Source organism: Pseudomonas sp. A014, from assembly GCF_052378495.1.
In the GTDB taxonomy this organism is placed as follows: domain Bacteria; phylum Pseudomonadota; class Gammaproteobacteria; order Pseudomonadales; family Pseudomonadaceae; genus Aquipseudomonas; species Aquipseudomonas machongensis.
Genome location: NZ_CP199001.1, coordinates 3,629,535 through 3,653,976 on the forward strand (window position 1 = coordinate 3,629,535; position 24,442 = coordinate 3,653,976).

Annotated in this window: 22 protein-coding genes and 1 pseudogene; 5 read left to right on the forward strand and 18 right to left on the reverse strand. The window is 55.2% G+C overall.

Annotated elements, in window-relative coordinates:
- The first annotated feature begins 21 nt into the window (after nt 1-21).
- On the forward strand, nt 22-942 hold the full coding sequence (locus ACTYOL_RS16655) for a LysR substrate-binding domain-containing protein (RefSeq protein WP_444756685.1): 921 nt from the start codon (nt 22-24) through the stop codon (nt 940-942).
- Nucleotides 943-1,223: 281 nt separating this feature from the next.
- Here the strand turns inward: ACTYOL_RS16655 and ACTYOL_RS16660 are convergent, their stop codons facing one another.
- Both ACTYOL_RS16660 and ACTYOL_RS16665 read right to left on the reverse strand, forming a co-directional pair.
- Complete coding sequence (locus ACTYOL_RS16660; protein ID WP_444756686.1) at nt 1,224-2,201, reverse strand: NAD(P)H-dependent flavin oxidoreductase; 978 nt, start codon at nt 2,199-2,201, stop codon at nt 1,224-1,226.
- 191 nt (nt 2,202-2,392) lie between these two features.
- A pseudogene (locus tag ACTYOL_RS16665) lies at nt 2,393-2,771 on the reverse strand (transposase); the annotation flags it as partial.
- Nucleotides 2,772-3,089: 318 nt separating this feature from the next.
- Here ACTYOL_RS16665 and ACTYOL_RS16670 point away from each other — a divergent pair.
- The 3 genes from ACTYOL_RS16670 (at nt 3,090) to ACTYOL_RS16680 (ending at nt 6,221) form a co-directional block, all read left to right on the forward strand.
- Complete coding sequence (locus tag ACTYOL_RS16670; protein ID WP_444756687.1) at nt 3,090-4,100, forward strand: zinc-dependent alcohol dehydrogenase family protein; 1,011 nt, start codon at nt 3,090-3,092, stop codon at nt 4,098-4,100.
- Between the two features lie 70 nt (nt 4,101-4,170).
- Complete coding sequence (locus ACTYOL_RS16675; RefSeq protein WP_444756688.1) at nt 4,171-5,157, forward strand: MBL fold metallo-hydrolase; 987 nt, start codon at nt 4,171-4,173, stop codon at nt 5,155-5,157.
- Between the two features lie 107 nt (nt 5,158-5,264).
- Nucleotides 5,265-6,221 carry an LLM class oxidoreductase gene (locus ACTYOL_RS16680; RefSeq protein WP_444756689.1) on the forward strand — a complete coding sequence of 319 codons (957 nt, stop codon included), beginning with the start codon at nt 5,265-5,267 and terminating at the stop codon, nt 6,219-6,221.
- 395 nt (nt 6,222-6,616) lie between these two features.
- Here the strand turns inward: ACTYOL_RS16680 and ACTYOL_RS16685 are convergent, their stop codons facing one another.
- The 9 genes from ACTYOL_RS16685 to ACTYOL_RS16725 all read right to left on the reverse strand — a co-directional run bounded on the left by ACTYOL_RS16685 (nt 6,617) and on the right by ACTYOL_RS16725 (nt 15,235).
- Nucleotides 6,617-6,919 carry a DUF1330 domain-containing protein gene (locus ACTYOL_RS16685; protein WP_444756690.1) on the reverse strand — a complete coding sequence of 101 codons (303 nt, stop codon included), beginning with the start codon at nt 6,917-6,919 and terminating at the stop codon, nt 6,617-6,619.
- Between the two features lie 25 nt (nt 6,920-6,944).
- Complete coding sequence (locus ACTYOL_RS16690; protein WP_444756691.1) at nt 6,945-7,667, reverse strand: ABC transporter ATP-binding protein; 723 nt, start codon at nt 7,665-7,667, stop codon at nt 6,945-6,947.
- A gap of 2 nt (nt 7,668-7,669) precedes the next feature.
- The gene (locus ACTYOL_RS16695) at nt 7,670-9,673 is read right to left on the reverse strand and encodes a branched-chain amino acid ABC transporter ATP-binding protein/permease (protein WP_444756692.1); all 2,004 of its coding nucleotides are present in this window, start codon (nt 9,671-9,673) and stop codon (nt 7,670-7,672) included.
- A gap of 2 nt (nt 9,674-9,675) precedes the next feature.
- Nucleotides 9,676-10,551 (reverse strand): branched-chain amino acid ABC transporter permease, encoded by an 876-nt coding sequence (locus tag ACTYOL_RS16700; RefSeq protein ID WP_444756693.1) that lies wholly within the window; start codon nt 10,549-10,551, stop codon nt 9,676-9,678.
- Nucleotides 10,552-10,627: 76 nt separating this feature from the next.
- Nucleotides 10,628-11,797, reverse strand: coding sequence for an ABC transporter substrate-binding protein (locus ACTYOL_RS16705; protein ID WP_444756694.1), 1,170 nt, complete (start codon nt 11,795-11,797; stop codon nt 10,628-10,630).
- A 48-nt stretch (nt 11,798-11,845) separates the two neighbouring features.
- Nucleotides 11,846-12,595 (reverse strand): SDR family NAD(P)-dependent oxidoreductase, encoded by a 750-nt coding sequence (locus ACTYOL_RS16710; RefSeq protein ID WP_444756695.1) that lies wholly within the window; start codon nt 12,593-12,595, stop codon nt 11,846-11,848.
- Between the two features lie 43 nt (nt 12,596-12,638).
- Nucleotides 12,639-13,388 (reverse strand): SDR family NAD(P)-dependent oxidoreductase, encoded by a 750-nt coding sequence (locus tag ACTYOL_RS16715; protein ID WP_444756696.1) that lies wholly within the window; start codon nt 13,386-13,388, stop codon nt 12,639-12,641.
- A gap of 39 nt (nt 13,389-13,427) precedes the next feature.
- Entirely contained in the window at nt 13,428-14,417 is a 990-nt protein-coding gene (locus ACTYOL_RS16720) for a quinone oxidoreductase family protein (RefSeq protein ID WP_444756697.1), read from the reverse strand.
- Nucleotides 14,418-14,452: 35 nt separating this feature from the next.
- Entirely contained in the window at nt 14,453-15,235 is a 783-nt protein-coding gene (locus tag ACTYOL_RS16725) for an SDR family NAD(P)-dependent oxidoreductase (RefSeq protein ID WP_444756698.1), read from the reverse strand.
- 130 nt (nt 15,236-15,365) lie between these two features.
- On the opposite strand from ACTYOL_RS16725, the gene ACTYOL_RS16730 reads away from it, so the two are divergent.
- Entirely contained in the window at nt 15,366-16,316 is a 951-nt protein-coding gene (locus ACTYOL_RS16730) for a LysR family transcriptional regulator (RefSeq protein ID WP_444756699.1), read from the forward strand.
- A 17-nt stretch (nt 16,317-16,333) separates the two neighbouring features.
- Here the strand turns inward: ACTYOL_RS16730 and ACTYOL_RS16735 are convergent, their stop codons facing one another.
- From ACTYOL_RS16735 to ACTYOL_RS16765, 7 genes are read right to left on the reverse strand one after another with little or no spacing between them, the layout of a single operon-like run.
- A complete protein-coding gene (locus ACTYOL_RS16735; RefSeq protein WP_444756700.1) occupies nt 16,334-17,176 on the reverse strand; it encodes an HpcH/HpaI aldolase/citrate lyase family protein in 843 nt (280 codons plus the stop codon).
- 28 nt (nt 17,177-17,204) lie between these two features.
- Entirely contained in the window at nt 17,205-18,023 is an 819-nt protein-coding gene (locus ACTYOL_RS16740; RefSeq protein WP_444756701.1) for an FAS1-like dehydratase domain-containing protein, read from the reverse strand.
- Between the two features lie 9 nt (nt 18,024-18,032).
- Nucleotides 18,033-19,694 (reverse strand): GMC family oxidoreductase, encoded by a 1,662-nt coding sequence (locus ACTYOL_RS16745; protein ID WP_444756702.1) that lies wholly within the window; start codon nt 19,692-19,694, stop codon nt 18,033-18,035.
- Between the two features lie 43 nt (nt 19,695-19,737).
- Nucleotides 19,738-21,138, reverse strand: coding sequence for a GntP family permease (locus tag ACTYOL_RS16750; protein WP_444756703.1), 1,401 nt, complete (start codon nt 21,136-21,138; stop codon nt 19,738-19,740).
- A 53-nt stretch (nt 21,139-21,191) separates the two neighbouring features.
- Complete coding sequence (locus ACTYOL_RS16755; RefSeq protein WP_444756704.1) at nt 21,192-22,412, reverse strand: CoA transferase; 1,221 nt, start codon at nt 22,410-22,412, stop codon at nt 21,192-21,194.
- Complete coding sequence (locus tag ACTYOL_RS16760) at nt 22,409-22,912, reverse strand: MaoC family dehydratase (RefSeq protein WP_444756705.1); 504 nt, start codon at nt 22,910-22,912, stop codon at nt 22,409-22,411. Before ACTYOL_RS16760 ends, ACTYOL_RS16755 begins: the two co-directional genes overlap by 4 nt.
- Nucleotides 22,913-22,950: 38 nt before the next feature.
- Nucleotides 22,951-24,429 (reverse strand): aldehyde dehydrogenase, encoded by a 1,479-nt coding sequence (locus ACTYOL_RS16765; RefSeq protein WP_444756706.1) that lies wholly within the window; start codon nt 24,427-24,429, stop codon nt 22,951-22,953.
- Nucleotides 24,430-24,442 lie beyond the last annotated feature (13 nt).

The following is a 24,442-nucleotide window of genomic DNA, read 5'->3' on the forward strand; positions in this document are numbered from 1 at the left end:
TCTAGAAAAAGCGAGAGATGAATGGAATTTATTCAATTAATACGTGTATTTTCAAAATTGGCAGAACTCGGAAGTTTCACGAAGGTCTCCGATGCGATGGAAATTGGTCGCCCTCAAGTGACGCTTGCGATTCAAGAGCTTGAAACGAAACTCGGCGTTCGACTTTTCCAAAGAACGACAAGAAAGGTCAACCTCACCCTAGAAGGTGAGAGCTTTTACCAACGAGCCGAAGAGCTTCTTCGGAGCGTATCCGAGATTTCAACGATGTTCGGTACTTCCGGAGCACCGCCCACAGGCAGGATACGCTTAAATATATCTGCCGCACTCGCACAGCAGAAGTTCATAGATTTATTAATGCAATTTCACAAAGCTCACCCTGGTATTGAGCTCATTCTGGGGGTCACTGACCGCGCGATCGATTTGATTTCTGAAGGGGTGGACTGTGCATTGAGAATCGGCGAACTACGAGACTCCAGCATGGTAGCGCGGAGGATCGGCAACGCGGTAATGGTGACTTGCGCATCGCCAAGCTATCTTGCAGAGTTCGGAAGCCCTAGTTCAATCGAGGATCTTCCGAGCCATCGCAGCGTAAATTTCGTGTCGGGCATGAGCAACCGCCCATTGCCATGGAGCTTCAGTGTTAACGGGGAAGACCGCACATATACCGGTCGCGGAAGCATAAGCGCCAACGAGTCGAAAGCGTATATCCGGTGTGGCTTAGCGGGATTTGGCATTATCCAAGCCCCTGGGATAGCCCTCAATGAATATCTTGCCAGCGGTGCACTAGTTGCAATTCTTGAGAATATCAAACCGGCGCCCCGCCCTATATCGCTCATCTATCCAACACGCAGCCATTTAGCACCTCACAGTCAAATTTTTTTCAACTGGTTAGCGGAGAGATTTGTGAGCATCGACGATACTTGGATAGAAAGCCAAACCTAACCTCTTAGGCTTTTTCTCGTGACATCTATTTCAGACAGCGTCTCCAACCCATAGCGATGATTGGCGCGTTTACTAGGATTTAATTTATATAGGCTATGCAGCACCTACCTCCCCTGCTGTGGTTTTCCAAGAAGCACCACACTTTATGATTTGCCTTCCCAAGCTCCTTTGCCCCGTCTCCTAGCGAGTGCAGTAGGAGACAGGGTAAAATTTTTGATGAAAACTAAATTTCGCAGCTCCGGCAACGAGGAGCGTCAGATCGCCCCTAAGAGGCGAATGATTTATATGGTTAGCTCATCCACCACTTCGGCAACAGTCTTAATTCGACGAATATTTCCAATGCCTGTTCCGAGCGAAATATAGCCATCGTCAGAATTACCCTCCAGCATACCAATTCGCAAACCACGCAGCCCGCCCATCAGCTTGCCAAGCTCTTCGTTGCTGGCGCCCGCTTTATCCAACTCGACTAATTTATGCGCCAGTTTTCCGGGCAGGGATCGGTAGTAATCAGGTATGGTACGGAAGAGAAGCAAATCAAGCCCGTTGGAAGAGACAATCTTATCCTTTACAGATTGAGGAACGCGGCTTTCCACAGTGCTAATAAACGCGGAGCCCACGGAAACTCCACTGGCACCCAAGGCGTGCGCTGCTCGAGCCGTACGCTTGTCGGAGATACCACCGGCGGCTAAGACGGGTACATCTCTCGACGCATCGACGATCAGTGGAACAATAGAGAAGGTGCCAAGTGCCGTGCCAGGCAGAGTCCCACCTTCGTCAAAACCAGTAGCGACAATAATATCAGCACCAGAACTCTCGGCGAGTCGAGTATTTTGCGGCGTAGGGTTAAGGTCGCGGTAGATGATTTTGATGCCGGCCTCCTTTAATTCGTCAAACAATTTTGGAATTACCGCTCCTTCACCATAACCAGTGTACAGGGTAGTTTTTACACCCTCTTCCTTCATAACTTTCAGCATATGCGGAGTCCAAATGTCGTTCTCCCGCGTCGGGATCAAGTTAACGCCAAAGGGCTTATCTGTGAGAGCTTTTGTTTTTCTGATTTCGTCGCGCATCCTTTCGGCGGTCTCCTCCGGTGTCGATACTGCGGTCTCGGCAGTTAGTCCAGCGTTGGGACCGAGTACTCCCAGGCCACCAGCATTGCCAACAGCCGCGACTAGACGCGCGTCTGTCAACCAAGAGAGAGGAGCCTGAATAACCGGCTTTTCTATTCCGAGAATTTTACAGATACGATTGATATGCATGGCGACGTTCCAATATGGATTCAGTAGAAGCATAAAAGTAGGCACTTCGGATGCCCAATGAGCCTTGAACGAGAAGCTACGCGAAGTGGAGACAAAAAAAATCAGCCCGTCGGATAAAATACTGTTATTGATTTTCTTAACAAGGGACCTCGCTCAGCCAGCAGGGCATGTGGGCTTTTCTCGTGATCCTGCCAGTCGTAATAGCCGCTGGCGGATACCTTCAAGCAACGACACATCAGCCTTACTGGGTACTCGCTGCGGCAGCGCTGGATCACCGTGTACCTCTCGATGACTCTCTGGCAAAGTACGCTGCCGCGTCTCTTAAAAAATCTCGTTCCTTGGTCACGCGGCTAGCTCACGCTTGAGGCGGGCCAGTTCCTCATCTCGTGGGCTACCTGTTCCGGGAAAGGCTTTTTCTCTACCTGGCTGTGCCTCGCGAACCTAGTGATTCAATAAGCTCGGAGCTACTCCGACTTCTTGAGCAATTTGGCGGCAACTGGCCTCTGAACGACAGGCCAACTCGACAGCCTCTCGCTTGAACTCGGAACTGTATTTTTTGCGTTTGGACATGAACGCTCCTTCAGCTCGATGTGAGCTTACTCGAAAGTGTCCGTCTTAACGGGGTATAACCCGGGCGCCCAATCTGCATAGCATCGGCCGCTCTAGTGAAGCTTCCCAACTCGGCCAACCGGGCGAACACCTGCATTGTCTGGAGCAACTCCATAGTGTCCTAGCTCATCTATTGGATTTTTTCCTTATCAGTGGCAGTAAGCAAGTCAATTATTACTGATTATAAAAACAATCCTGTACCTATCTACGCATTTATCGAGCCCTGCTAGTCCTGAACAATATCATCACAAGTTCCCTATCCGAGCTGGAGATAAAAAGATGAAAGCGTGGCTTTTGAAAGATTTTGGTCTTGAAAACCTGGTGCTCGGCGACACGGCAACCCCCGAGCCTAAAGCGGGCGAGTTGTTGGTAAAAGTCGGTGCCGTATCACTTAACTTCCGCGACAAGGCCATCGTCGATGGTATCTACGAACCGCACTTGGTACCCAAAGATTTGATCCCCGTCAGCGACGCTGTCGGTACTGTTGTTGCAGTCGGCGAAGGTGTGAGTCGTTTCAAATTGGGCGACCGTGTCAACTCGCACCTGTATTCGCGCTGGATTGATGGCGAGCCTGGCCCCAACGAGCCCGCCTACTGCTTCGGCATGCCGCTTCCAGGTGGGCTGGCCGAATACATGATCATCCACCAAGAAAGCGCAGTTCCTGCTCCTGAAAGCATGTCTGACGAAGAAGCGTCGACGCTGCCGATTGCTGCGCTGACAGCTTGGTACTCGTTGGTCGATTACGGCCAGATCCAGCCAGGCCAAACCGTACTCGTGCAGGGCACTGGTGGTGTATCGATTTTCGCCGTGCAACTGGCAACGGCTCTGGGTGCCAAGGTGATCGTTACCTCCAGCAGCGACGACAATCTGGACGCGGTGAAGAAACTCGGGGCCGTTGCCGGCATCAACTATCGAACCTTCCCACGCTGGGAAGAGGAAGTTCTGAAACTCACCGACGGCAAAGGCGTAGACCTTCTGCTAGACGTTGCGGGCGGAGAGGGCCTGAACCAGTCTATCGCCGCGACCAAGGCTGCGGGTCGTATTGCCCAGATCGGCTTCCTAACCGGGCAGACCACCACGCTCAGCCTGATGCCACTGATATTCCGGCAGGCAACCATTCGCGGAATAGCGGTGGCTCCTCGTTCGTCCTTCGACCGCATGAATGCCTTCCTGAACCAGCATGCCATTCGACCGGTGATCGATCAGACCTATTCATTCGAAGAGGCGCACCAAGCCTATCAACATCTGGCCCGAGGCGCGTTCGGTAAAGTGGTTATCAAGGTTTCTTGAGGCCGCTACCGTTTCAAGCATTGGCCTAATAAACATCGTTATTAACAGAGCAAAAACCGGAACAACTCATATGACCGCAGTCAAAAAAATCCCTCAGTTCACAAGTGCCTTGGGACTGTTCGTCATCCTGGCGGCAACTCAGACAACCTATGCGGCGCCAGTCGATCAGTACCAACAGGCGGCCGGTTTCTATAGGCAAGTGGTGGGCGAGAAAGTGGTAACGGCTGTCTATGACGGCTACGTCAATCTCGATCCGAAAGACCTCTCTGGCATGAGTCAGGAAAAGATTCAGGCGCACATTCTTAACGAGTACCAAAAGGCGGCCCCGGCCGTACAGACCGCAGTGAACGCATTTCTGGTCTCTGACGGCAAGGATCTGGTGCTGATCGACTCAGGTTCCTCGGATTGCTTTGGACCAACCATGGGGCGTATGGTCGACAACATCCGCGCCGCCGGCTTCAACCCCAAGGATGTCAGCACCGTACTGTTGACCCACATGCACCCTGACCATGCCTGCGGTGTGACGCTTCCTGATGGCAAGCCAGCCTTCCCTAACGCAACCGTCTGGGCAGCCCGTCGTGATGCAGATTTTTGGCTCAATGATAAAATGGAAAGCCGTCTCCCCGAAGATCAGCGCCCATTCTTCAAGATGGCTCGTAAGGCGGTTGAACCCTATGTCAACGCAGGTAAGTTCAAGACCTTCGACAATGGCGACTCAATCGTTCCAGGTATTCAGGTGGTACCGTCTAACGGCCATACCCCTGGGCACACGTCTTACCTGCTGAGTTCAGGTTCAGAGAAGCTGCTGCTGTGGGGTGACATCGTTCACATGCACGCTGTTCAACTGGAAAACCCAGAGGTCACTATCTCTGTGGATGTCGACCCGAAAGCAGCGATGGTATCGCGTACTCGGATATTAGCTGAAGCGACCAAAGAGCGTTGGATGGTTGCAGCGGCGCATCTGCCTTTTCCAGGCATAGGTCATCTGCGCAAAGAGCCGAAGGGTTACAGCTGGGTGCCAGTTGAATACCGCAATCCGATTAATTCTGACCGCTGATCAGCGCCCGCATCATCTTGAGAGGCCACGAGGTAAACCGTGGCCTCTTTTCATTGGTGGGCCCATCCGTATCGCTGGATTGGGAAGCCCATTTTGAGAGGTACGTTATGTCTGACCGAAATCCCCCCGCTGGCCTAGATAAAAGTGTTTTCAGCAAAGTCTTTCGCCCAGAAAAACTGACGTTCGGGCTTCTGACTCCACTTGAGGGGCACCCCCTGAGCGATGCCCCATCCATGGAAGGGCATACCGCTTTAGCCAAACTGGCGGACGATCTAGGTTTCGCTGCACTCTGGCTGCGAGATGTACCATTTCGTGACCCTGCCTTCGGTGATGTTGCGCAGATCTACGACCCCATGGTCTACGCAAGCTGGCTTGCTGCGGTCACTCAACGGATAGCTATCGGCACCGCTGGCATGATTCTGCCGCTGCGCGACCCTATCGCCATCACCAAGCAAGCGCTATCTGTCGACCAACTGTCAAGCGGCCGCTTCCTGCTGGGTGTCTCCACGGGAGACCGACCGTCCGAGTATCCTGCATTCGGAATCGATTTCGAGAAACGTGCAGAGCGCTTCCGCGATGCCTGCTCGCTGATCAGGGTGGTGGCCAACGAGTCGTTCCCGGTTCATCAGTCGAGGCACTTCGGCTCATTGGGTGGCTTTCTTGACTTGATTCCCAAGGCTTTTGCTTCTCGGCTGCCGATTGTCGCGGTCGGTCGCTGTGGGCAGGAGATTACTTGGCTAGCAGAAAATCTGGACGGCTGGATTTGGCATCAAAGTAACCTTGAACAATTGCCTAAGGTAATTGAGCTATGGCGATCAGCTTGCAGGCCAGACACGTTCAAGCCTTATGGTTACGGCACATTCTTCGAGCTGGACAGTGATCCGAATGCCCCTCTGAATTGGGGTAGAGGCATACGGGGTGGCCGCAAAGCGCTCATAGATATATGGCGCCGCCAACATGATCAGGGTGTCTCGCACGTAGCGTTAAATATGCGTGTGTCGCATCGACCAGTGAAGGACATCATTCAGGAGATGGGGGAGCATGTACTGCCTCTTTTTGCCTGAGTTTCTCAGTGGCGGACGTGTATGCCAAGGGCTCTATAGACAGCTGAAGTTAATGGCTACTTTTCGCCGCTCTCTACCGACCATGCCCACAAGGCGTGCTGGCCGAATCCAATGCAAATGACTGGTCATGTCTAGCGGGCAAGTCTGTGCAATTACGCATTCAGCACTGCTTTAAGATCGAGCATTGAATGCCTGACTGCAGCTTGACTACATAAGGGCGAAGAACTACCCGAGGAGCCCCACCCAAACGGAGTTTACGCGATGAAGATAGCCTTCTAGCCCGGTGAATAAAGACGCAGAATAGATACAGACTTTTATCGTCAGAATGCTAATCAGCTCGTCCACTGATCAGGATGCTTATCCCCTGCGTGGAGAGAATAAGCATCCATACTTCATTACGAGGCGGTTCCTTCCAACAGGTACAGGTCAGTTTTTGCTGACCGAATCCGATAACCAATCACATCCTGGTAGTCTTGAGAATGATAGAATTCGCGAGCCCTTTCAGGGCTTTCGAACTCAACCAGCACCACTCGCTCAACGTTGCGATCCCCTTCCAGCACTTCAGGCTCTCCACCAGCAATCGCAAACTTCGCCCCCCACTTATCCAGAACAGGTCCGACACGCGTCATATATTCGTTATAGAAATAGTCTGAATCAGTCACGAGCAGCTCAGCATAGATAAAGCCTTTCTTTTGCATAACAGCACCTTTTGTTGTTGTGGAATCAGTGGGCCGAGCCTAGATAGGCTGCACGCACAGCGGGATCGCTACGCATTTTGCTTGCCGGGCCATGGACAGAAATGCACCCGTTCTCTAGCACGTAAGCGTAGTCGCTTACTTCAAGCGCAGCAGCTGCAAATTGCTCGACAAGCAGCATCGTCACACCGATCGTCTTCAACTGTTCGATGATCCGAAATACTTCGTCCACGAGAATCGGCGCAAGGCCCATCGACGGTTCATCAAGGAGAATAACTTCGGGGCAAAGCATGACGGCACGCGCCATGGCCAACATTTGCTGCTCCCCTCCCGATAGCGTGCCTGCAAGCTGTTGCCGCCGCTCCTGCAAACGCGGGAAAAGCTCCAGCGCGCGCTCCAGGTCTTGAGCAATATTGCCTCTGGGCCTGCTCCGCATGAACCGAGGGAAAGCACCCAATGTGATGTTGTCGACCACAGACAGCGTCGGGAACACTCGCCGCCCTTCTGGAGAATGCGCCAGACCACATCTGGCTATCTTGTGGGAAGGAAGGCCCGCTATGTTCTTGTCTCCAAGCATGACTGAGCCCTGCTGAGGGCAGATCATTCCAGACAACGCTCGCATAGTTGTAGTTTTACCGGCACCGTTGCTGCCGATCAGGCTCACAACCTGCCCTTTTGGTACCTCAAGGGTGATGCCATGGAGAACCTGGATCTTCCCGTAACCAGCATGCAGATTATTGACTTTAAGCATGGTCAAGCCCCTTTTTGAACAACAACAAGTGGTGTGCCGGGTGCGACGCCCCCCACTTCCACGGGCTCCACGGTCCCTGCCGCTATGCCGCCCAGATAAGCCTCGATCACACGTTGATTTGCCTGGACGTCAGCAGGCTTGCCCTCGGCAATTTTCTGTCCGAAATCCAACACAGTCACCGTGTCGCAAATGCTCATGACCATGTCCATGTGGTGCTCAATCAATACGACGGTCACCCCATGGTCCCTGATTTTTTTGATGATCTGGATGAGCTCGGCAATATCGGGGGCGGTCAATCCCGCTGCTGGCTCGTCCAGCAAAAGCATCCGCGGCTGAAGCGCGAGGGCACGGCCTATTTCCAACAGGCGTTGCTTGCCATACGGCAGATTCCGGGCTTGCTCGTTACGCAATGATTTGAGCCCCATGAAGTCCAGGATATTCAGAGCCTTGTCTTTGGCCGCTTGCTGCTCAGTCCGATAGTCCGAAAGGTTCAACAAGATCGCTGGCAGACCACGCCGAAAGGTATGGTTGAATGCCACCAACACGTTCTCCAGAACGCTCATCTCACCAAACAGCTGAACATTCTGGAACGTCCGGGCAACGCCGCCCAATGCAATCTTCGAGGGTGACCGCCCGAGGATCGATTGACCTTCGAAAACCGCTGTGCCCGAGATCGGTACATAGATGCCCGTGATGACGTTCATCATCGTGCTCTTGCCTGAGCCATTGGGACCAATCAAGCCATGAATGCTTCCACGGGCCACAGACAGGTTCACGCTATTGAGCGCCTTGAGCCCACCGAACTGCATCACGATGTTTTCGGCTTGAAACAGCGGTTCGCTGCTCACTGGAATGGAAGTGCCAGCATCCCAAAGGGCCACCGCGCGAGGGCGAGTGATGCTGACGACTTGGGATTGCTCGGTGATGAACCTTGAGAACGGTGCTTTGAGAAAGCCCATCACGCCATTGGGCAGATAGTAGATCACCGCAAGCATCATTAAGCCGAAGATCGTCAATCGCTGCTCGGTGATGTCGCCGATGTTGAAGGCGAAAATCACGAATGCTGCCAGTGCCAGACAAGGCATAGCGACCTGAGGTGATGTGAAGCGCTTTCGGGCTAATCCAAGCCCGACAGAAACAGCAACGATGACCACCAGCCCTACGACCAGAGAGTGAAACAACGCAAGGTCGGACAGCCAGTTGGGCAGCAACACAACCACGGCCGCACCGATTAACGCGCCAACCCGACTCTTTCTGCCACCGAGGATGAGGGCAAGAAGGAACAGAACGTTTAGCTCGAATCCAAACCCGTTGGGAGCGATGTACTCCTCTGAATAACTGAACAGGCTGCCTGCAAGACCGGCGAACGTAGCGCTGATTACGAATGCCACCACCTTGTACCGATACACGTTGACGCCCATGCAATCAGCCGCCACAGGACTGCCTCTGAGCGCCTCAAAAGCGCGCCCTAGGGGAGAACGAAGGATTCGGGTGACGGCAATGTAGGACAAAACGACTGCAGCCAGGACGACGTAGTAGAACTCGTCAGATGTAAGCCTGTGATCAAAGAAAACCGGCTTGAGTATCTGCAAGCCCTGCGGGCCATTGGTAAGAAATTCCATCTCGTTGACGAGGATTAAAATAATCGTCGAAAACGCGAGCGTAACCATCGCAAGATAAGGCCCAGTAACCCGCAAAGCAGGGAAAGCTAACATCCCGCCAAACACTGCCGTGACTGCCATGGCCGCGGGTACCGCCACGTAGAAAGGCAATCCGAGCTTCGTTGCAATCAGCCCTGCTGTGTACGCCCCGACCGCAAACAATCCTGCGTGACCGAGCGACACTTCGCCCGTGTACCCCACCAGAATGTCCATACCGAAGAGCAGCACCGCATAGATGCCGATTACGACGACTAGGTGGAGGTAGTAGGGATTGTGGAACGCCTGAGGTAATACAGCGGCCACAAACAGCAGGAGGCAGCTAAAGATGATTTGGACTTTGCGCATACTCACACCTTCTTGATCGCGGCTCTGCCGAAGATGCCGGCAGGCCTGATCATTAAAACGATAAGCAACAGCACCAGTCCCGGAACATCCTTGTAACCGGTCGACAGGAAAAAGCCTGTCGCGGTTTCTGTGACGCCCAGAATGATGCCCCCGACGATGACGCCAAAACCCGAGGTCAAACCGCCGATGATTGCGACCGCGAAAGCTTTCAGGCCCAACGCGACACCCATGCTTGCACCGGTCAAGGTCAAGGGGGCGACCAGGATCCCCGCGAAAGCTGCGGTCATGGATGAAAGTGCATAGGAGAACGTGATGACAGAGCCAGTGTTGATGCCCATCAGGCCTGCCGCATCCCGATCCGAGCTGGTCGCGACAACCGCTTTGCCGAAGATCGTTTTGCGGTTAAAGAACTCGACGGCAAGCATCATCAGGATGGCGCCCGCCACGACCAGCAGCTCCATCGGCATAACAAATGCCGTCCCAACCTGAAGGGGTAGTTCAGGAAGCGGAGAAGGGAACTTCATGTCGTCCTTGCCCCAGATGTTTTCGGCAACGTTCTTGAAGATTATCGCCAAGGCAATCGTCGACATGATCCAGCCAAACTCAGACTTGATTTTCATCGCAGGGCGTACCGCGATGCGTTCGACCAACACCCCTTGCAACGCTCCGAACAGCATGACCAAAGGTATGGCGACCCAATAACCGACATAGGGGTAAAGGGTGAGGCCGACCAACGCGCCAAGTGCCAATGCCTCGCCCTGTCCGAAGTTCAGAGTATTTGAAGTTGCAAAGGTAAGTTGATAGCCGAAGGCGATGACTGCGTAAATCATACCTACAGAGATACCGCTGAGCAGTACCTGTAACAGGAGCCCGTCCATTGATATGTCCTCCCCTTTCCGGGGTCGATAGTAGGGGCAGCAGAGGCCTCCACTGCCCGCATGTCAGCGCTTGGAACTAGCGTTTATTGCGATCGGATTCGTAGGCATAGACGACGCGGCCGTCCTTGATCTCGCCAATCACCGCGACTGCGGGTGATTTGAATGCCTCGTGGTCAGTTTTCGAGAAAGGCTTGTTGTAGGTCATCACGAGGCCTTCGACGGGCTTTTGAAGGTCTTCAAGAGCCTCCTTGATTTTGGTGCCATCGGTAGAGCCAGCCTGCTCAATGGCTGCGGCCATGATGTAGATACAGTCGTACCCTTGAGCCGCCCATACCGGGCCCGGGATGCGAGCTACAGAATACGTCTTCTCGTATTTATCGATGAAGGCCCGGCGCTTATCGGTCGTGCCATCGAGAATAAACGTCTGAGGCATCCTGACCCCTTCAGCATTGGCACCGGCGTTTTCCGCGAAGTTGGGCATCGACAGCGTCCAGCTGCCAATCATGGGAACCTTCCAACCGAGTTTCGCCATGCCATTGGCGATCTGCGCAAGCTCTGGCCCGATCCCGTAGGTCAGGATGGCTTCCGCGCCTCGCATCCGGGAACGCAAGAGCTGAGGCGTCATGTCGACGTCCTTGATGTTGAATTTCTCGACAGCGACCGGTTCGATCCCCTTCTCCTTGAGGACTGCCTCAAGATCAGCCCGCCCCAGTTGTCCATAATTCGTGGAGTCGGCCAGGATGGCTACCTTGGTGAGTTTGCGAGAATCAACCGCCTCTTTGACGATCATCTCGGCCTGAATGCGATCGGGGAGCGAGACCCGGAATATGTAGCTGTCAGGCAGGTAGGGTTTGGTAACGTCGGTGCCTGAAGGACCCGGAGTGACCACTGGAATCCTGGATTCCTGGTAGAAGCGCTGACTGGCGAGCATCACTCCCGTATTGATTACGCCGACAGCGGCCACAATCTGTTGGTTATAAATCAGATCCTGTGCGACCTGAATCCCACGCTCGTTCCTGGCTTCGTCGTCGCGCTCGACGAGCTCAAGCGGCCTCCCTAAAACGCCGCCTTTATCGTTGATTTCTTTTACCGCCATGCGCATCGCATCGCGCATGGACACGCCCATGGGGGAAGACGCGCCTGTGTATGGGCCGGGCGCACCTATTTTAATAGGCTCGGCAGCCACGGAGCCCATGGCGAGCAACAGGGTCGATACAGCCAGCGTCGTACGCAGCAAAGATCGCATGATTTGTCTCCATTGTTATTGTTTTCAAATCGTGTAGCGGTGCATCGATCAGTGAATATGAAGGCCTCCATTCACATCGAGCACGACACCTGTCACGTAACTCGCCATGTCCGAAGCCAGGTAAAGGCAGGCATTGGCTACTTCTACTGGCTGGCCTATTCGTCCCAAAGGCGTGGCCGCAAGCGTAAGTTCGCGGTTTTCGTCGGAGAGTCTCCCTGCAATCAAATCTGTCTCGATTAATCCAGGCGCGACGGCGTTGACGCGAATACCGTCCGGCGCAAGCTCTCTTGCCAGGGCTTTTGCCAGGGCCTGAATTCCGCCCTTTGCTGCGGAGTAATGAGCACCGCCCATGACGCCGCCCCCGCGTTGTGCAGAAACCGAGCCCATGCAAAGAATGCTTCCACGCCCTGCCTTGCGCAGGTATGGCACGACGGCCCTGGACATATTGAAAGCCCCACGCAGGCTTACATCCATAACCAGGTCGTATCCTTCATCATCGATATCCAGCAAACGTCGCGGCTGACTTACCCCAGCGTTGTTGACCAGAATGTCGATCTGTCCAAAGGCTGCAACGGTCTGTTCGACCACCTTTTTGCATGCCTGGGGATCCCTTACATCGCAGACAAAACCCTGGTGAGGTTCACCCAGGGTTTCGGCCGCCCTCTGAAGCTTGTCAGCGGCGATGTCGAGGAGAACAATCTTCGCCCCCTCTTCGGCAAATCGTTTGGCGATCGACCATCCAATACCGTTGAGTGATGCGGCACCTGTTACAACAGCCACTTTATCCTTGAGCAACATTTCGGTATCTCCTTCGCAAGCCGGTGTGTTCCGGCTTCCAGCGCTAGTGAATGTGCAGTCCGCCATTGACATCCAGAACGACGCCAGTCACGTAGCTTGAAAGGTCAGACGACAGGAAAAGACAGGCGTCGGCGATATCCTTGGGCAGGGCAAGACGGCCCAGGGGCGTGGCGGCCAGTGCCGCTTGCCGTCCCTCGTCAGTCAACTTGCCCACCAATAATTCGGTATCGACCAAACCTGGCGCGATAGCGTTGACGCGAATACCGTCTGGGGCCAACTCGCGTGCCATGGCTTTAGCCAGTGTCTGCGCACCACCCTTGGCTGCGGAGTAATGAGGGCCGCCCAGTACGCCCCCGCCTCTCTGCGCGGCAACCGAACCCATGTTCACGATCACACCGCTACGACGAGCACGCAGATGTGGAACCAAGGCCCGAGACATGTTGAATGCGCCACGCAGGCTCACGTCCATGACGAGCTCGTAATCGTCCATGGTGCTGGCCATGAGCCTGAACGGCTGGCTGACGCCGGCGTTGTTGATCAGGATGTCGACCTGTCCAAACGTCTTGATGATTGAATCGACTGCTTGCTGACACGCATCGGGAAATCGAACGTCACAGCGCAGCCCGATGCAGTCGCCTCCCAGTTCGGCAGTCGCTGCGTCCAGTGCGCTCTGATCGAGATCGAGTAGCGCAACGCGTGCACCGTTTTCGGTAAAACATTTTGCGGTAGCCCAGCCGATTCCTTTCAGTGAGGCGCCGCCCGTAATAATGGCTGTCTTGCCTCTTAGTAACATGGTGATCTCCGTTGTTCTTGTTTTGGAGAAGTCGTCGTTTTAGACGGTGAGGATGACTGACCCACTCGTTTTGCCAGACGTCAGGTCTTGGTGAGCAACGCTCGCCTGCTTCAAGGGGTAGCGATTGTCTACCCGGATACGCAGCTCACCGGACTTGACCAATGCAAACAGTTCGCTCGCCCCTCGTTGGAAATCAGCTGACTCTGCGACGTAATGCGAAATAGTTGGACGCGTGATAAACAGCGAACCCTTGTTGCGTAAGTAGGCAAGATCGACTGGCGGAACATCGCCCGAGGCCCAACCGAAGGACACAACCAGCCCAAAGCGCTGAGCGCAATCGAGCGATTTCTCAAACGTATCCTTGCCGATGGATTCGTAGACGACGCTAACGCCTTTGCCATCGGTGAGGCGTTTGGTCTCCTCGAGAAAGTCGACCTTTTCGACGTTGATGGGATGGGCGCAGCCATACTCAGTGAGTATTCGGGCTTTCTCGTCTCCCACGCAGGTGCCGATGACCTGTGCGCCCAAGTGGGCAAGCCACTGGCAAAGGATCAGCCCTACTCCACCTGCCGCCGCGTGCACCAGAACCCAGTCACCTGCCTTGATGTCCTTCAAACGCGTAGCGAGATACCAGGCCGTGAGGCCGCGGAAAAGTGCGCCAGCCGCTGTAGCGGAATCAAGGTTTTGATCCGAGAGCTTGAAAACACGTTCAGCCGGCACGTTGCGCTTTTCGGCATATGCGCCCGGTGTCAGGAAGTGATAAACAACCTTGTCACCTTCGGCCAGCCCTGAAACCGATTTGCCGACTTTTTCGATGACCCCGGCAGCGGCAAATCCCAACCCGCTTGGCAGCGTTGGAAGCGGTAAGAGGCCCGAACGGAGTTGGGTATCAATATAATCGACCCCAATGGCCTCCTGACGAATCTGAACCTGCGAATCACTGACGTCCGGGAGCTCGATTTCTTTCCACTCCAGCACTTCAGGACCGCCGGTTTTCTCGACGATCATTGCGCCAGTTGAATTGCTCATTGCAATACCTCGCTTCTAATGTTCGTTGGAGTGCGTTACTGAGCCGTCCAGCCACCGTCCACTTTCAGGCTTGTCCCTGTCACCATACGGGCCGCGGGACTCGCAAGGTAAAGGGCGGCGCCAACGATATCCTCGACCTGGGCCATATGACCGAGAGGGATCCTGGAGACGAGAAACTGCAGCTTCTCTGGCGTATTGACGATGCTGCGCACCAGCGGCGTGTCTACAAAGGTGGGAGCGATGCTGTTCACCCGCAGGCCACGATCTGCGAATTCAATGGCCATAGCCTTGGTCAGCCCCTCCACCGCATGTTTGGTCATGCAATACACGGTGCGATTCGGCGAGCCGATATGCCCCATCTGTGAAGTGATGTTGATGACTACCCCGGGAACGTCCTTTTCCGTGCTCAGCATTTTCTTCGCAGCCGCTTGCGCGGTTACAAAGCATGCTCGAACGTTCAGGTTGAGCATGCCATCCAGGTGCTCGTCACTGACTTGCACCATCGGCTCCGGAAAATTGGTGCCTGCGTTATTGACCAGAATGTCCAGCTCGGGGAGCTCATCGATCAACGCGCGAATAGCAGAACTGTCGGTGACATCACAGACGGCGACGGTCGCCTGCCCCCCTTGGGCGCGGATGTAAACAGCAACGGGATCAAGAGGGTCCCGGTCTCGACCGACCAGGATGACGTGGGCACCCGCACTGGCGTACGTCAGGGCAATGCCCTCGCCGATACCGCCACCCGCACCCGTGATCAATGCGGTTTTGCCATCTAGACGGAAGCTTGGGGCTACGAAAGGTACGAGGTCAGAATACACAGCGGGCTCCTTTTATTTTTGTATGGCGCCATTACCGTTTTGGTTAAATCGAGCGTACTGGTCGCTGGTAAAAACGACCAATTCAATTATCATTAGGATTATGCAATCTAATCTAATAATGAGCGCCAGCATGTCCTCTCCTCTTGATTCTCGGCCATTACCAAACGTCAATCTCAAGCTTCTCCAGGCGTTCATGCTTGTCGCTGAACATGGCAGTTTTCGCCAGGCAGCTGACCTCACGCACAAATCTCAGTCAGCGGTGACCAGCCAGATCAAACAGCTTGAGGGGCAGTTGGGAGTTCAGCTATTCCATCGCACCACTCGGCAAGTGAGCCTTACCGAATCAGGCGTTGAGCTGCTTGAGAGCGCCAAGCGAGCGGTTCATGAGGTTGAGCTGGGGCTGCGGCGCATTCAGGAGACGACGGATCTAAAAAGAGGAAGAATTTTTCTCGCGTGTTCCACCACTGTCGCCGCAACCCGTCTTGCGAACATTCTTGCGGCTTTTGAGGGTAGCTTCCCCGGAATTGAAGTGTTTGTGCGTGAACTCACTTCCGGCGATATGCATGACAGCCTTCGCAAGGGAGAAGTGGACTTCGGTATCGGCCCGATGAGTGACATTCCGGACTTCAATTTCGAACCGATCCTCACGGAGAATCTCTACGCTCTGGTACCGAAAAAACTGAGAAGCGACGGTGGCCAGACCATCACAATGACCGAGCTCGCCAAACTCCCCCTGCTGTTGCTCAATCAGGCGACGGCACTGCGGGCGGCTGTCGACGATACGGCCAAGGGAATGGGACTCGAGCTCAAGACGCGCTACCAATTCAACCAGGCGCAGACGCTCATATCGATGGCGAACGCAGGGCTGGGCGCGGCGGTTTTACCCGCCGTCGTGTTACCAGAGCACCCTCATCCCGATACTCACGAAATGTTGATTGTCGAACCGGAGATTGCGCGACAAGTCGCGATCATTACCGTAAGGGCCCGGATAATGTCCCCTGCCGCGTCACGCCTGGCACAGCTTGTACGTCTACTAATCTCAACACCTCACACTAACGCTCGCCAACGCAACAGAAGCTGAAGTCGAAGAAGCAGCTTTCAGTTACCTATCGTGCCGAGGATTCGCCTGGCACGCGATAGCACCGGAGCATCGATCATTTGCCCATCGAGCTTAAAGGCACCGCCTTGCGTCTGCGCCGCGTCCAGGACGCGGCGGGCCCAGCTGACGTCTTCCAGGGCGGGAGCCAAGGCCTCGTGAATAGTCCCAACTTGCTTTGGGTGAATGCACAGTACGCCGCCGAATCCCATTTGCTGCGCCCTTTGCACCGCGTACCTCAGACCCGAATCATCACTGATCGAAGGAAAGACGCCGTCCAGGGCAGGCGCCAGTCCGTTGATGCGCGACTGCAAGATGAGAGATACACGAAGCTGATCCAGAACCAGTGCCGCGCCCGCTGATCCGTCCGTGAGGCCTAAGTCCAGGGCCATATCGATGGCTCCGAAGCACAGCCTTTCCAGGCCAGGAACCGCACCGAGCTCAGCAAGATTAGCGGCCCCGAAACCGCTTTCGATGATGGGTAAAACGGGCTTGCCTGTGCTCGCAGCCGTTTTCAGCTGGGCAGCGGTTTCTGCCTTGGGGAGCATGATCCCGACTACCCCCGCGTGACGCCTGCAGAACGCCAGATCCTTCCCATGTTCGATGTGACCTGGAGCATTAATACGCACCAACACACGAACCTGTGGATGCTTGACCAGATACTCGCCCAATGACGTCCTTGCACCGCGCTTGGCCGATTCCTCGACGGCGTCTTCAAAATCTATTATGACCCGGTCTGCACCACTGTTCAGGGCCTTGTCATACCGCTCCGGGCGATCACCGGGCACAAAAAGCGCGGAGCGTACCAGGTCATGGTCTGAGTGCTTGGATGGAACATCATTCATTATTGGCCTACCTTATATCATGGGAATTTCATTCAAATCCAATTTCACCAAGCTGCCCTACACCCTGCGTATTACCAGCCCAAACGCAGGCCTTGCCGTTTTCCACAATACGGCCTCCAACTGTCAACAGGCCATCGGCGATCAAAGGGCGCACCCCCCGAAACGCGAATGTTCTCACTACGGCCCCCGGGGCATTCCTAGAGAATGCGCGCATAACAAGAGTGGCGGTTAAAGGGCCGTGCACAACAAGCCCCTGGTACCCTTCAACCTCAGTCACATATCGCCAGTCGTAATGGATACGATGCGTATTAAAGGTGACCGCTGAGTAACGAAACAGCATCGTGGGACTGGCGTCGATCCCCTCACTCCACTGGGCTTCTGGTAAAGGATCCCCCAGCCCCAGAACGGGCGTAGTTACTTTTCGGTAAACAATGTCCTGCTCCTCCACGAGTGCGAGTTCCCCGTTCTGGCTGTACTCATGCCGAACAGTGACAAATAGCAGAGAGCCTGTTTTACCTTGCTTTTCTTTAATGTCCTGGATCGTAGATCGGCGCTGTGCCAAAGCTCCGACTAACAAGTGTGTCTTGAAAGACAGCCTGCCGCCTGCCCACATTCTCGTACGACCACCCGCATCAGGAAGGAAATCGCCCGTCAGCGCGTGACCGTCGTCGCGTAGGGCCTCGGTAGAGGCAATATCCTGAAAATACGCCCAATGCCATAACAAGGGTAAAGCCTCGCCCTTGGCAGGCGGTTTCTCATTCAGCGTCGCGGCTATCCTGGCCGCGTTTTCCTGCGTAATGATTTCTGCGCGATCCTGAGTTTTCCCGACCCACTGTTCGTAGTTCACGATTCCTCCTTATGCCACCGCGGCGTTGGTGTTCAAATCTCGGCCGGCTGCATCGGTTGTTGAACGGGCGTCTTCAAGCACCATGTCCGCCCCCTTTTCCGCGATCATGATGGCTGGGGCATTGGTGTTGCCTGAACTGATACTGGGCATGATCGAAGCGTCGATAACCCTAAGCCCCTCAATGCCTCTGACGCGCAATCTGGAATCGACCACCGCGGTCTCATCGTTGCCCATACGGCAAGAACCCACCGGGTGATACATCGACTGGCCGAACTTCCTGAGGTAATCGAGCAGTTGTTCGTCCGTCTGCACATGACTGCCAGGCATCGTCTCTTTCACGACATGCCTGGACAAAGGCTCTGCGGCGTAAATCTTGCGCATCCAGCGGATGCCTGCGATCAGCGCCTTGCAATCATCTTCGTGGGTCAGATAGTTCATGAGGATGTTCGGATCATCGTAAGGATTTGCCGAATTGAGACGGATACGACCGCGGGATTTAGGGCGGATCTGGCTGCAAGACGCGGTAACCACCGGGATTTTCTCCGGCACGATCTTGCCGTCTTCAGTCACGATGATGCTGAAGGGTCTGAACTGAATCTGCAGGTCAGGAGAGATCATCGAAGGGTCAGATTTGATGAAGCAGACCACCTGCGCCGCTGCCGATGTCAGCAAGCCCTTACGCGCACCCACGTAGTGCAACACATGGGGGATCAGGCGCCAGCCCTGGATCTCATGGTTGATCGAAAACTTGGGCGTTACCTGGTTCAGAAAGTGAACGTATGCGTGGTCGTGGAGGTTCTCACCCACACCCGGCAGGTCGTGGACGACCTCGATACCATGCTCTTTCAGATGATCCTTAGCCCCTACACCCGAAAGCATGAGCAGCTGCGGGGACGCGATGGTGCCGCCGCTCAGAATGACTTCCTTGGCGAAGACCTCGTGCTTTCCGTTTTTCCCCTTGATTGCAAAGCGCACGCCTACGGCACGTTTGCCTTCAAACAAGATTTTCTCAGCATGGGCGCTGACTTGCACTTCAAGGTTCGCACGGCTGCGCACAGGCTTTAGAAAGGCTGTCGCAGCAGACTGGCGAACCCCTTTATCGACAGTCATCTGAGGGTAACCCACGCCATACTGCTGGGCACCGTTGAAGTCCTTGTTGAACGGAATACCGATCGCTTCAGCCGACTTGATGAAGAACTGGGAAGCAGCATGAGGATTGACGACATCCGAGATGGCAAGCTCCCCTGTTGCACCGTGGTATTCATCACCCCCGCGCAGTTGCCGCTCGCTTTTCTTGAAGTACGGCAGAACGTCTGACCAGCCCCACCCTTCGTTACCCTCGTCCCGCCAGGCATCGTAATCGTAGGAATTCCCTCGCATGTAAACCAGGCCATTGATGGCACTGGATCCGCCGAGCGTCTTACCTCGAGGACAGTACAAGGTACGGTTGTTGAACCCTGGTTCTTCTGCACCCTGGTACCGCCAGTTCACTTTGCTGTTTGAAAACAGACGAGTCATTCCGGCAGGAATTTTGATCCAGAGCAGGTCATCGGCAGGGCCGGCCTCCAGCAGTAGCACATGTTTGGAAGGGTCAGCGCTGAGTCGGTTCGCCAGCACGCAGCCCGCCGAGCCGGCGCCTACGATGATGTAGTCATAGGATTTAACGTTCATTTGTTCACCCCTATCCCTTGTTTTTTTGTTGGAAAGTGGCCGGTCAAATCAAGCCAGTTAGATAGAAAGCGGCAATGACCACGAAGGCAGCCATGGTCTTGAAAATCGTCAGGACGAAGATGTCGCCGTAAGCCTGCCGATGGGTCAATCCGGTCACAGCCATGAGCGTGATGATCGCGCCATTGTGCGGCAGCGTATCCATGCCCCCAGCTGCGATAGATGCAACACGGTGCATGACCTCAGCCGGTATAGCGTGCTGTTGGGCAAGGGCGACAAAATGGTCACCCAGCGCGCCCAAAGTAAGGCTCAATCCGCCCGACGACGAGCCAGTGATCCCAGCGAGCACGTTAACGCTCACCGCCAGGTTGACCAGTGGGTTTTCGATATTCGAGAGCGTGTCGGCCACCAGCTTAAAGCCTGGCAGCGCGGCGATAACGGCACCAAATCCGTATTCGGATGCAGTGTTGACACCGGCGAGCAGTGAACCCGCAACAGCAACCTGAGTCGAGTTCGTAAATTTTCCGCGGATCCTGCCCCACCCCAGGATAAGAGTCGCAAGGATGCCAAGAGCCAAAGCCCCCTCCACAGCCCAAACGGCAGCCATCTTCGTGACGTCTTGCGCAACGGCGGTGACGTCAGGACGAAACGCCACAACTACCTGATTGCCAGCACCGTAGTGACTCAGGATCAGATCAAGAATCAGCTTGTTGCCAACCCCTACGATCAACAAGGGCAAGATGGCGAGCCATGGACTGATCAGGGCCTCATTGGTCGGCGCCTCCGGCTCGTTGCTGTGCCCTACTCCATAGCCCTCTCCTTTTGACATCAAGCTGCGGCGACGCATTTCCAGATAGGTAATGCCGCAACCTGCGACGAAGATTGCGCCAATAACTCCAAGCCATGGCCCGGCGTAAGCATCCGTGCCGAAAAAGGCAGTCGGGATGATGTTCTGAATCTGCGGCGTGCCTGGAAGCGAATCCATGGTGAACGTAAACGCGCCCAGCGCGATGGTCGCCGGAATCAGTCGTTTAGGGATGTCGTTGCGGCGAAAGAGCTCGGCTGCGAATGGATAAAGTGCGAACACCACTACGAACAGCGATACACCACCATAAGTCAGTACTCCACCTACGCAAACAATGCAGGTGATCGAGTAGCTGCTGCCGAACCACTTGGAAATAGCGGTAACGATCGAGCGGGCAAAGCCTGATACCTCAATGAGCTTGCCGAAGACTGCACCCAGCATAAACACGGGAAAGTAAAGCTTCAACAGCCCTACCATCTTGTCCATGAACAGCCCGCTATAGGCCGGCGCGACCATGGCAGGTTCAGTAAGTAACACAGCAGCCAAGGCTGCAATCGGCGCGAACAGGATGACACTGAAGCCCCGGTACGCGACAAACATCAGAAAGCCCAGTGACGCCAGGCAAATTAATAGACTACTCATTCAGATCGCTCGCTTTTATTTTTGTAAGTCGCACGTTCCGCAATCGCTGATGCTTAACCCGAAGCACCCGCGACAATGCCCTTGTCTCTCAACTCATCGATCGCCTGCTGGCTCAGCCCGAGGACATCAGCAAGCACCTCATCGGTGTTTTGTCCAAGCTCCGGTGCGGGCTGGATGGCATGGCGCTGCGATTGCCCAAATCTCAGAGGCGTGCCGGCCGCCAAGTGCTCACCCACGCCAGAGGTCGTGATGCGCTCGAAGACAGGATTTTCCAATGAGACCCGGTTGTCCTCCTGGAGCAGTTGACGCACGGTGCGATATGGCCCGTACGTCACACCGTGTTGGATCAGGTGCGCCTCAACTTGGGCGAGGGAGCGTTTAGCGCACCATTGTTTGATCAGCGCACCTAGCAGCTCGCGCCCCTCGAAACGGTCGGACTCATTGTCAAAGTTGACACCCAGGGCTGACTGCAGCGACTCCACTGCGCCTTCAAGGTCACAGGCTTTCACTAAGGCGCGCCATTGCCGGGATGAAATGGCAACGATCATTACGCGTCGGCCATCATTGGTCGCAAAGTCGTGACCAAATGCCCCGTACAGGTAATTGCCCAGTGACTCGCGCGGCTGCTCGATCAACTCGGATTCAGTGAGCAACCCAAGGTGAGAAAGCGTCGAGAACGCGCTGTCAGAAAGCGCCAACCGGATCTCGGCGCCCTCTCCGGTCTGCTGACGACGAGCCAAGGCCGCAACGATGGCGGTGGCCGCCTGGTTGGCACAGATGACATCCCACGCTGGCAGCGTATGGTTAACCGGGCGATCAACTGACCCATTCCCGGTAAGCATCGGATAACCCGTCGCGCAGTTGACGGTGTAGTCAACCGCGGTGCTCCCATCGAAGTTACCTTCGATGGTGCAAGAGATCAGATCAGGTCGCAGCTCGGACAGCAGCTTGTGGCTGAGCCAGGGGGTGCCGATATTGGTGAGCAGGATGCCGCCGGCTTCGCCTGGCGCCCCAACCAGTTGCTGCAACAGCTCACGCCCTTCCGGCCGCTTGATGTCGATCGCAACTGATTTCTTGGCCTTGTTGAGGCTCGTCCAGTAGATGCTTCGACCTTCGGGCATCATGGGCAGGCGTTGATAGTCGATCCCGCCCCCGATCAGGTCTACGCGAATCACCTCGGCACCCAGCTGCGCGAGGGTCATCCCGCACAGCGGGGCAGCGATGAATGCCGAACTCTCGATGACTCGAACACCTTTGAGCAGATCGTAATTCATGATCCTTCCGCTCCCCGTGTACGCAGTTCTGTAGCATTCTGCCGGGTGGGTACTAGGCAGGCGCGAATGAAGCTCATGCAGACAGTGCCATCCTGATTGAAGGCTTCAGTACGTATAGTCACGATGCCCTGCCCAGGACGCTTGGCGCTTTCGCGAACTTCGGTGACCTCGGAACGGGCGTACAAGGTATCGCCAGGAAAAACCGGTGCGCTCAGCGTAATGTCCTTCCACCCCAGATTGGCGATGGCATTTAGGCTGACATCGTCCACCGTCAGGCCCAGGACGATCGCGACCGTCAGCCCGCTATTGATCAGCGGGCGACCAAACTCGCTTTTGGAGGCGAAGTTGCTATCGCAGTGCATCGGGTGGCGATTCATCGTCATGAGACTGAACTGGATATTGTCCGCCTCAGTGATGGTTCGACCGGGCCAGTGACGATAGGTGTCACCAACCTTGAAGTCTTCGAGGAAGCGTCCGGGCATTGGAAATTGAGTCGTCATTGTTTTTATCCTTCTCTGCAATCGGCGGTTTTTGTGAGTCAGCCGAGGACGAATGGATCCGGGGTTTCCAGCGCAGTGCTGATCCACACGGTCTTGGTCTGCAGATAGGAGTAGATGGCGTCTTGGCCATTTTCATGACCGACGCCAGATCGTTTGAAGCCTCCGAACGGCGCCATGTAGCTGACTGCGCGATACATGTTCACCCAGACCATGCCCGCCTGGAGACGCTCGGACATCATGAGGGAACGACGAGTGCTCTGAGTCCACACACCCGCTGCCAGGCCGTAGGGCGTGTCGTTGGCAATCGCGATGGCGTCTTCTTCGTCCTTGAAAGGAATGATGCTGAGCACCGGGCCAAAAACCTCTTCACGCGCGATACGCATCTGGTTGTTTACGCCAGTGAAGATGGTGGGCTCAACGAACAGGCCGTTGCCGCATTCAGGCTTGGTCGAAGGGTTGCCACCCAGACGGCACACCGCCCCCTCTTCCTTGGCAATACTGATGTAATCCAGGATCTTCTGGTATTGAGCCGGAGTGGTGACCGGGCCTACCTGAGTGGTCGGCAGCATCGGATCACCCATCTTGGCCGTGGCAGCAAACGCCAGCAGCTTTTCAACGAACTCGTCGTGGATGGACTCTTGTACGAGCAAGCGCGAGCCCGCGACGCAGGTCTGGCCAGTGGCAGCCATGATGCCACCGACAACACCTTTCACGGCGTTATCAAGGTTGGCATCGTCGAACACGATGTTGGGTGACTTTCCGCCCAACTCCAAGGTGACCTTCTTGAAGTTTTTGGCAGCGGACTCGTAGATCTTCTGGCCGCCGTATTCGCTGCCAGTAAACGCAATCTTGGCAACGTCAGGATGGGTGACCAGTGGTTCGCCTACTTCCTGACCGAACCCGGTGACAACGTTGACCACGCCTTTCGGGAAGCCGGCTTTCTCGATGAGCTTGGCCAGTTCCAGCGCCGATGCTGAGGTGAACTCGGAAGGCTTCAGGACAAAGGTGTTACCTGCGGCGAGCCCTGGCGCAAGCTTGTTAACAGCCAGCAGCAGTGGCGAGTTCCACGCAGTGATCGCCACACACACGCCCAGCGGCTCATAGCGCGTGAAGGTGAAGGTGTCTGGCTTATCGATAGGCAGGACGCCGCCTTCGATCTTGTCGGCCAGGCCGCCGAAGTAATAGAAATACTGGGGCAGATAACGCACTTGGCCACGCATTTCAGCCAGCAGCTTGCCGTTGTCAGCAACTTCGGTCGCAGCCAGGTGCTCGACATTTTCAGCGATGAGGTCGCCCAGGCGGCGCAGCAACTGGCCACGGGCACTGGCCTTCATTCTCGACCATTCAAGAGAATTAAAAGCCGCTTTTGCGGCAGCTACGGCTTTCTCAGCATCAGCGGCGCGACCGCGAGGCAGCGTCGCCCAGGTTTCGCCGGTGTAAGGATTTTTGGTTTCAAAAGTCTCACCAGCAGCAGCTTCAACCCACTCACCACCGATGTACATTCTATAATTAGACATTGTCGATTCCTTG

What these genes read in the sequence shown, in the direction of transcription:
- ACTYOL_RS16675 (WP_444756688.1), top strand. Translation starts at nt 4,171, where the DNA reads ATGACCGCAGTCAAAAAAATCCCTCAGTTCACAAGTGCCTTGGGACTG.
- ACTYOL_RS16710 (WP_444756695.1), bottom strand. Translation starts at nt 12,595, where the DNA reads ATGTTGCTCAAGGATAAAGTGGCTGTTGTAACAGGTGCCGCATCACTC.
- ACTYOL_RS16680 (WP_444756689.1), top strand. Translation starts at nt 5,265, where the DNA reads ATGTCTGACCGAAATCCCCCCGCTGGCCTAGATAAAAGTGTTTTCAGC.
- ACTYOL_RS16700 (WP_444756693.1), bottom strand. Translation starts at nt 10,551, where the DNA reads ATGGACGGGCTCCTGTTACAGGTACTGCTCAGCGGTATCTCTGTAGGT.
- ACTYOL_RS16720 (WP_444756697.1), bottom strand. Translation starts at nt 14,417, where the DNA reads ATGAGCAATTCAACTGGCGCAATGATCGTCGAGAAAACCGGCGGTCCT.
- ACTYOL_RS16730 (WP_444756699.1), top strand. Translation starts at nt 15,366, where the DNA reads ATGTCCTCTCCTCTTGATTCTCGGCCATTACCAAACGTCAATCTCAAG.
- ACTYOL_RS16735 (WP_444756700.1), bottom strand. Translation starts at nt 17,176, where the DNA reads ATGAATGATGTTCCATCCAAGCACTCAGACCATGACCTGGTACGCTCC.
- ACTYOL_RS16670 (WP_444756687.1), top strand. Translation starts at nt 3,090, where the DNA reads ATGAAAGCGTGGCTTTTGAAAGATTTTGGTCTTGAAAACCTGGTGCTC.
- ACTYOL_RS16705 (WP_444756694.1), bottom strand. Translation starts at nt 11,797, where the DNA reads ATGCGATCTTTGCTGCGTACGACGCTGGCTGTATCGACCCTGTTGCTC.
- ACTYOL_RS16745 (WP_444756702.1), bottom strand. Translation starts at nt 19,694, where the DNA reads ATGAACGTTAAATCCTATGACTACATCATCGTAGGCGCCGGCTCGGCG.
- ACTYOL_RS16765 (WP_444756706.1), bottom strand. Translation starts at nt 24,429, where the DNA reads ATGTCTAATTATAGAATGTACATCGGTGGTGAGTGGGTTGAAGCTGCT.
- ACTYOL_RS16750 (WP_444756703.1), bottom strand. Translation starts at nt 21,138, where the DNA reads ATGAGTAGTCTATTAATTTGCCTGGCGTCACTGGGCTTTCTGATGTTT.
- ACTYOL_RS16695 (WP_444756692.1), bottom strand. Translation starts at nt 9,673, where the DNA reads ATGCGCAAAGTCCAAATCATCTTTAGCTGCCTCCTGCTGTTTGTGGCC.
- ACTYOL_RS16715 (WP_444756696.1), bottom strand. Translation starts at nt 13,388, where the DNA reads ATGTTACTAAGAGGCAAGACAGCCATTATTACGGGCGGCGCCTCACTG.
- ACTYOL_RS16755 (WP_444756704.1), bottom strand. Translation starts at nt 22,412, where the DNA reads ATGAATTACGATCTGCTCAAAGGTGTTCGAGTCATCGAGAGTTCGGCA.
- ACTYOL_RS16685 (WP_444756690.1), bottom strand. Translation starts at nt 6,919, where the DNA reads ATGCAAAAGAAAGGCTTTATCTATGCTGAGCTGCTCGTGACTGATTCA.
- ACTYOL_RS16660 (WP_444756686.1), bottom strand. Translation starts at nt 2,201, where the DNA reads ATGCATATCAATCGTATCTGTAAAATTCTCGGAATAGAAAAGCCGGTT.
- ACTYOL_RS16690 (WP_444756691.1), bottom strand. Translation starts at nt 7,667, where the DNA reads ATGCTTAAAGTCAATAATCTGCATGCTGGTTACGGGAAGATCCAGGTT.
- ACTYOL_RS16760 (WP_444756705.1), bottom strand. Translation starts at nt 22,912, where the DNA reads ATGACGACTCAATTTCCAATGCCCGGACGCTTCCTCGAAGACTTCAAG.
- ACTYOL_RS16655 (WP_444756685.1), top strand. Translation starts at nt 22, where the DNA reads ATGGAATTTATTCAATTAATACGTGTATTTTCAAAATTGGCAGAACTC.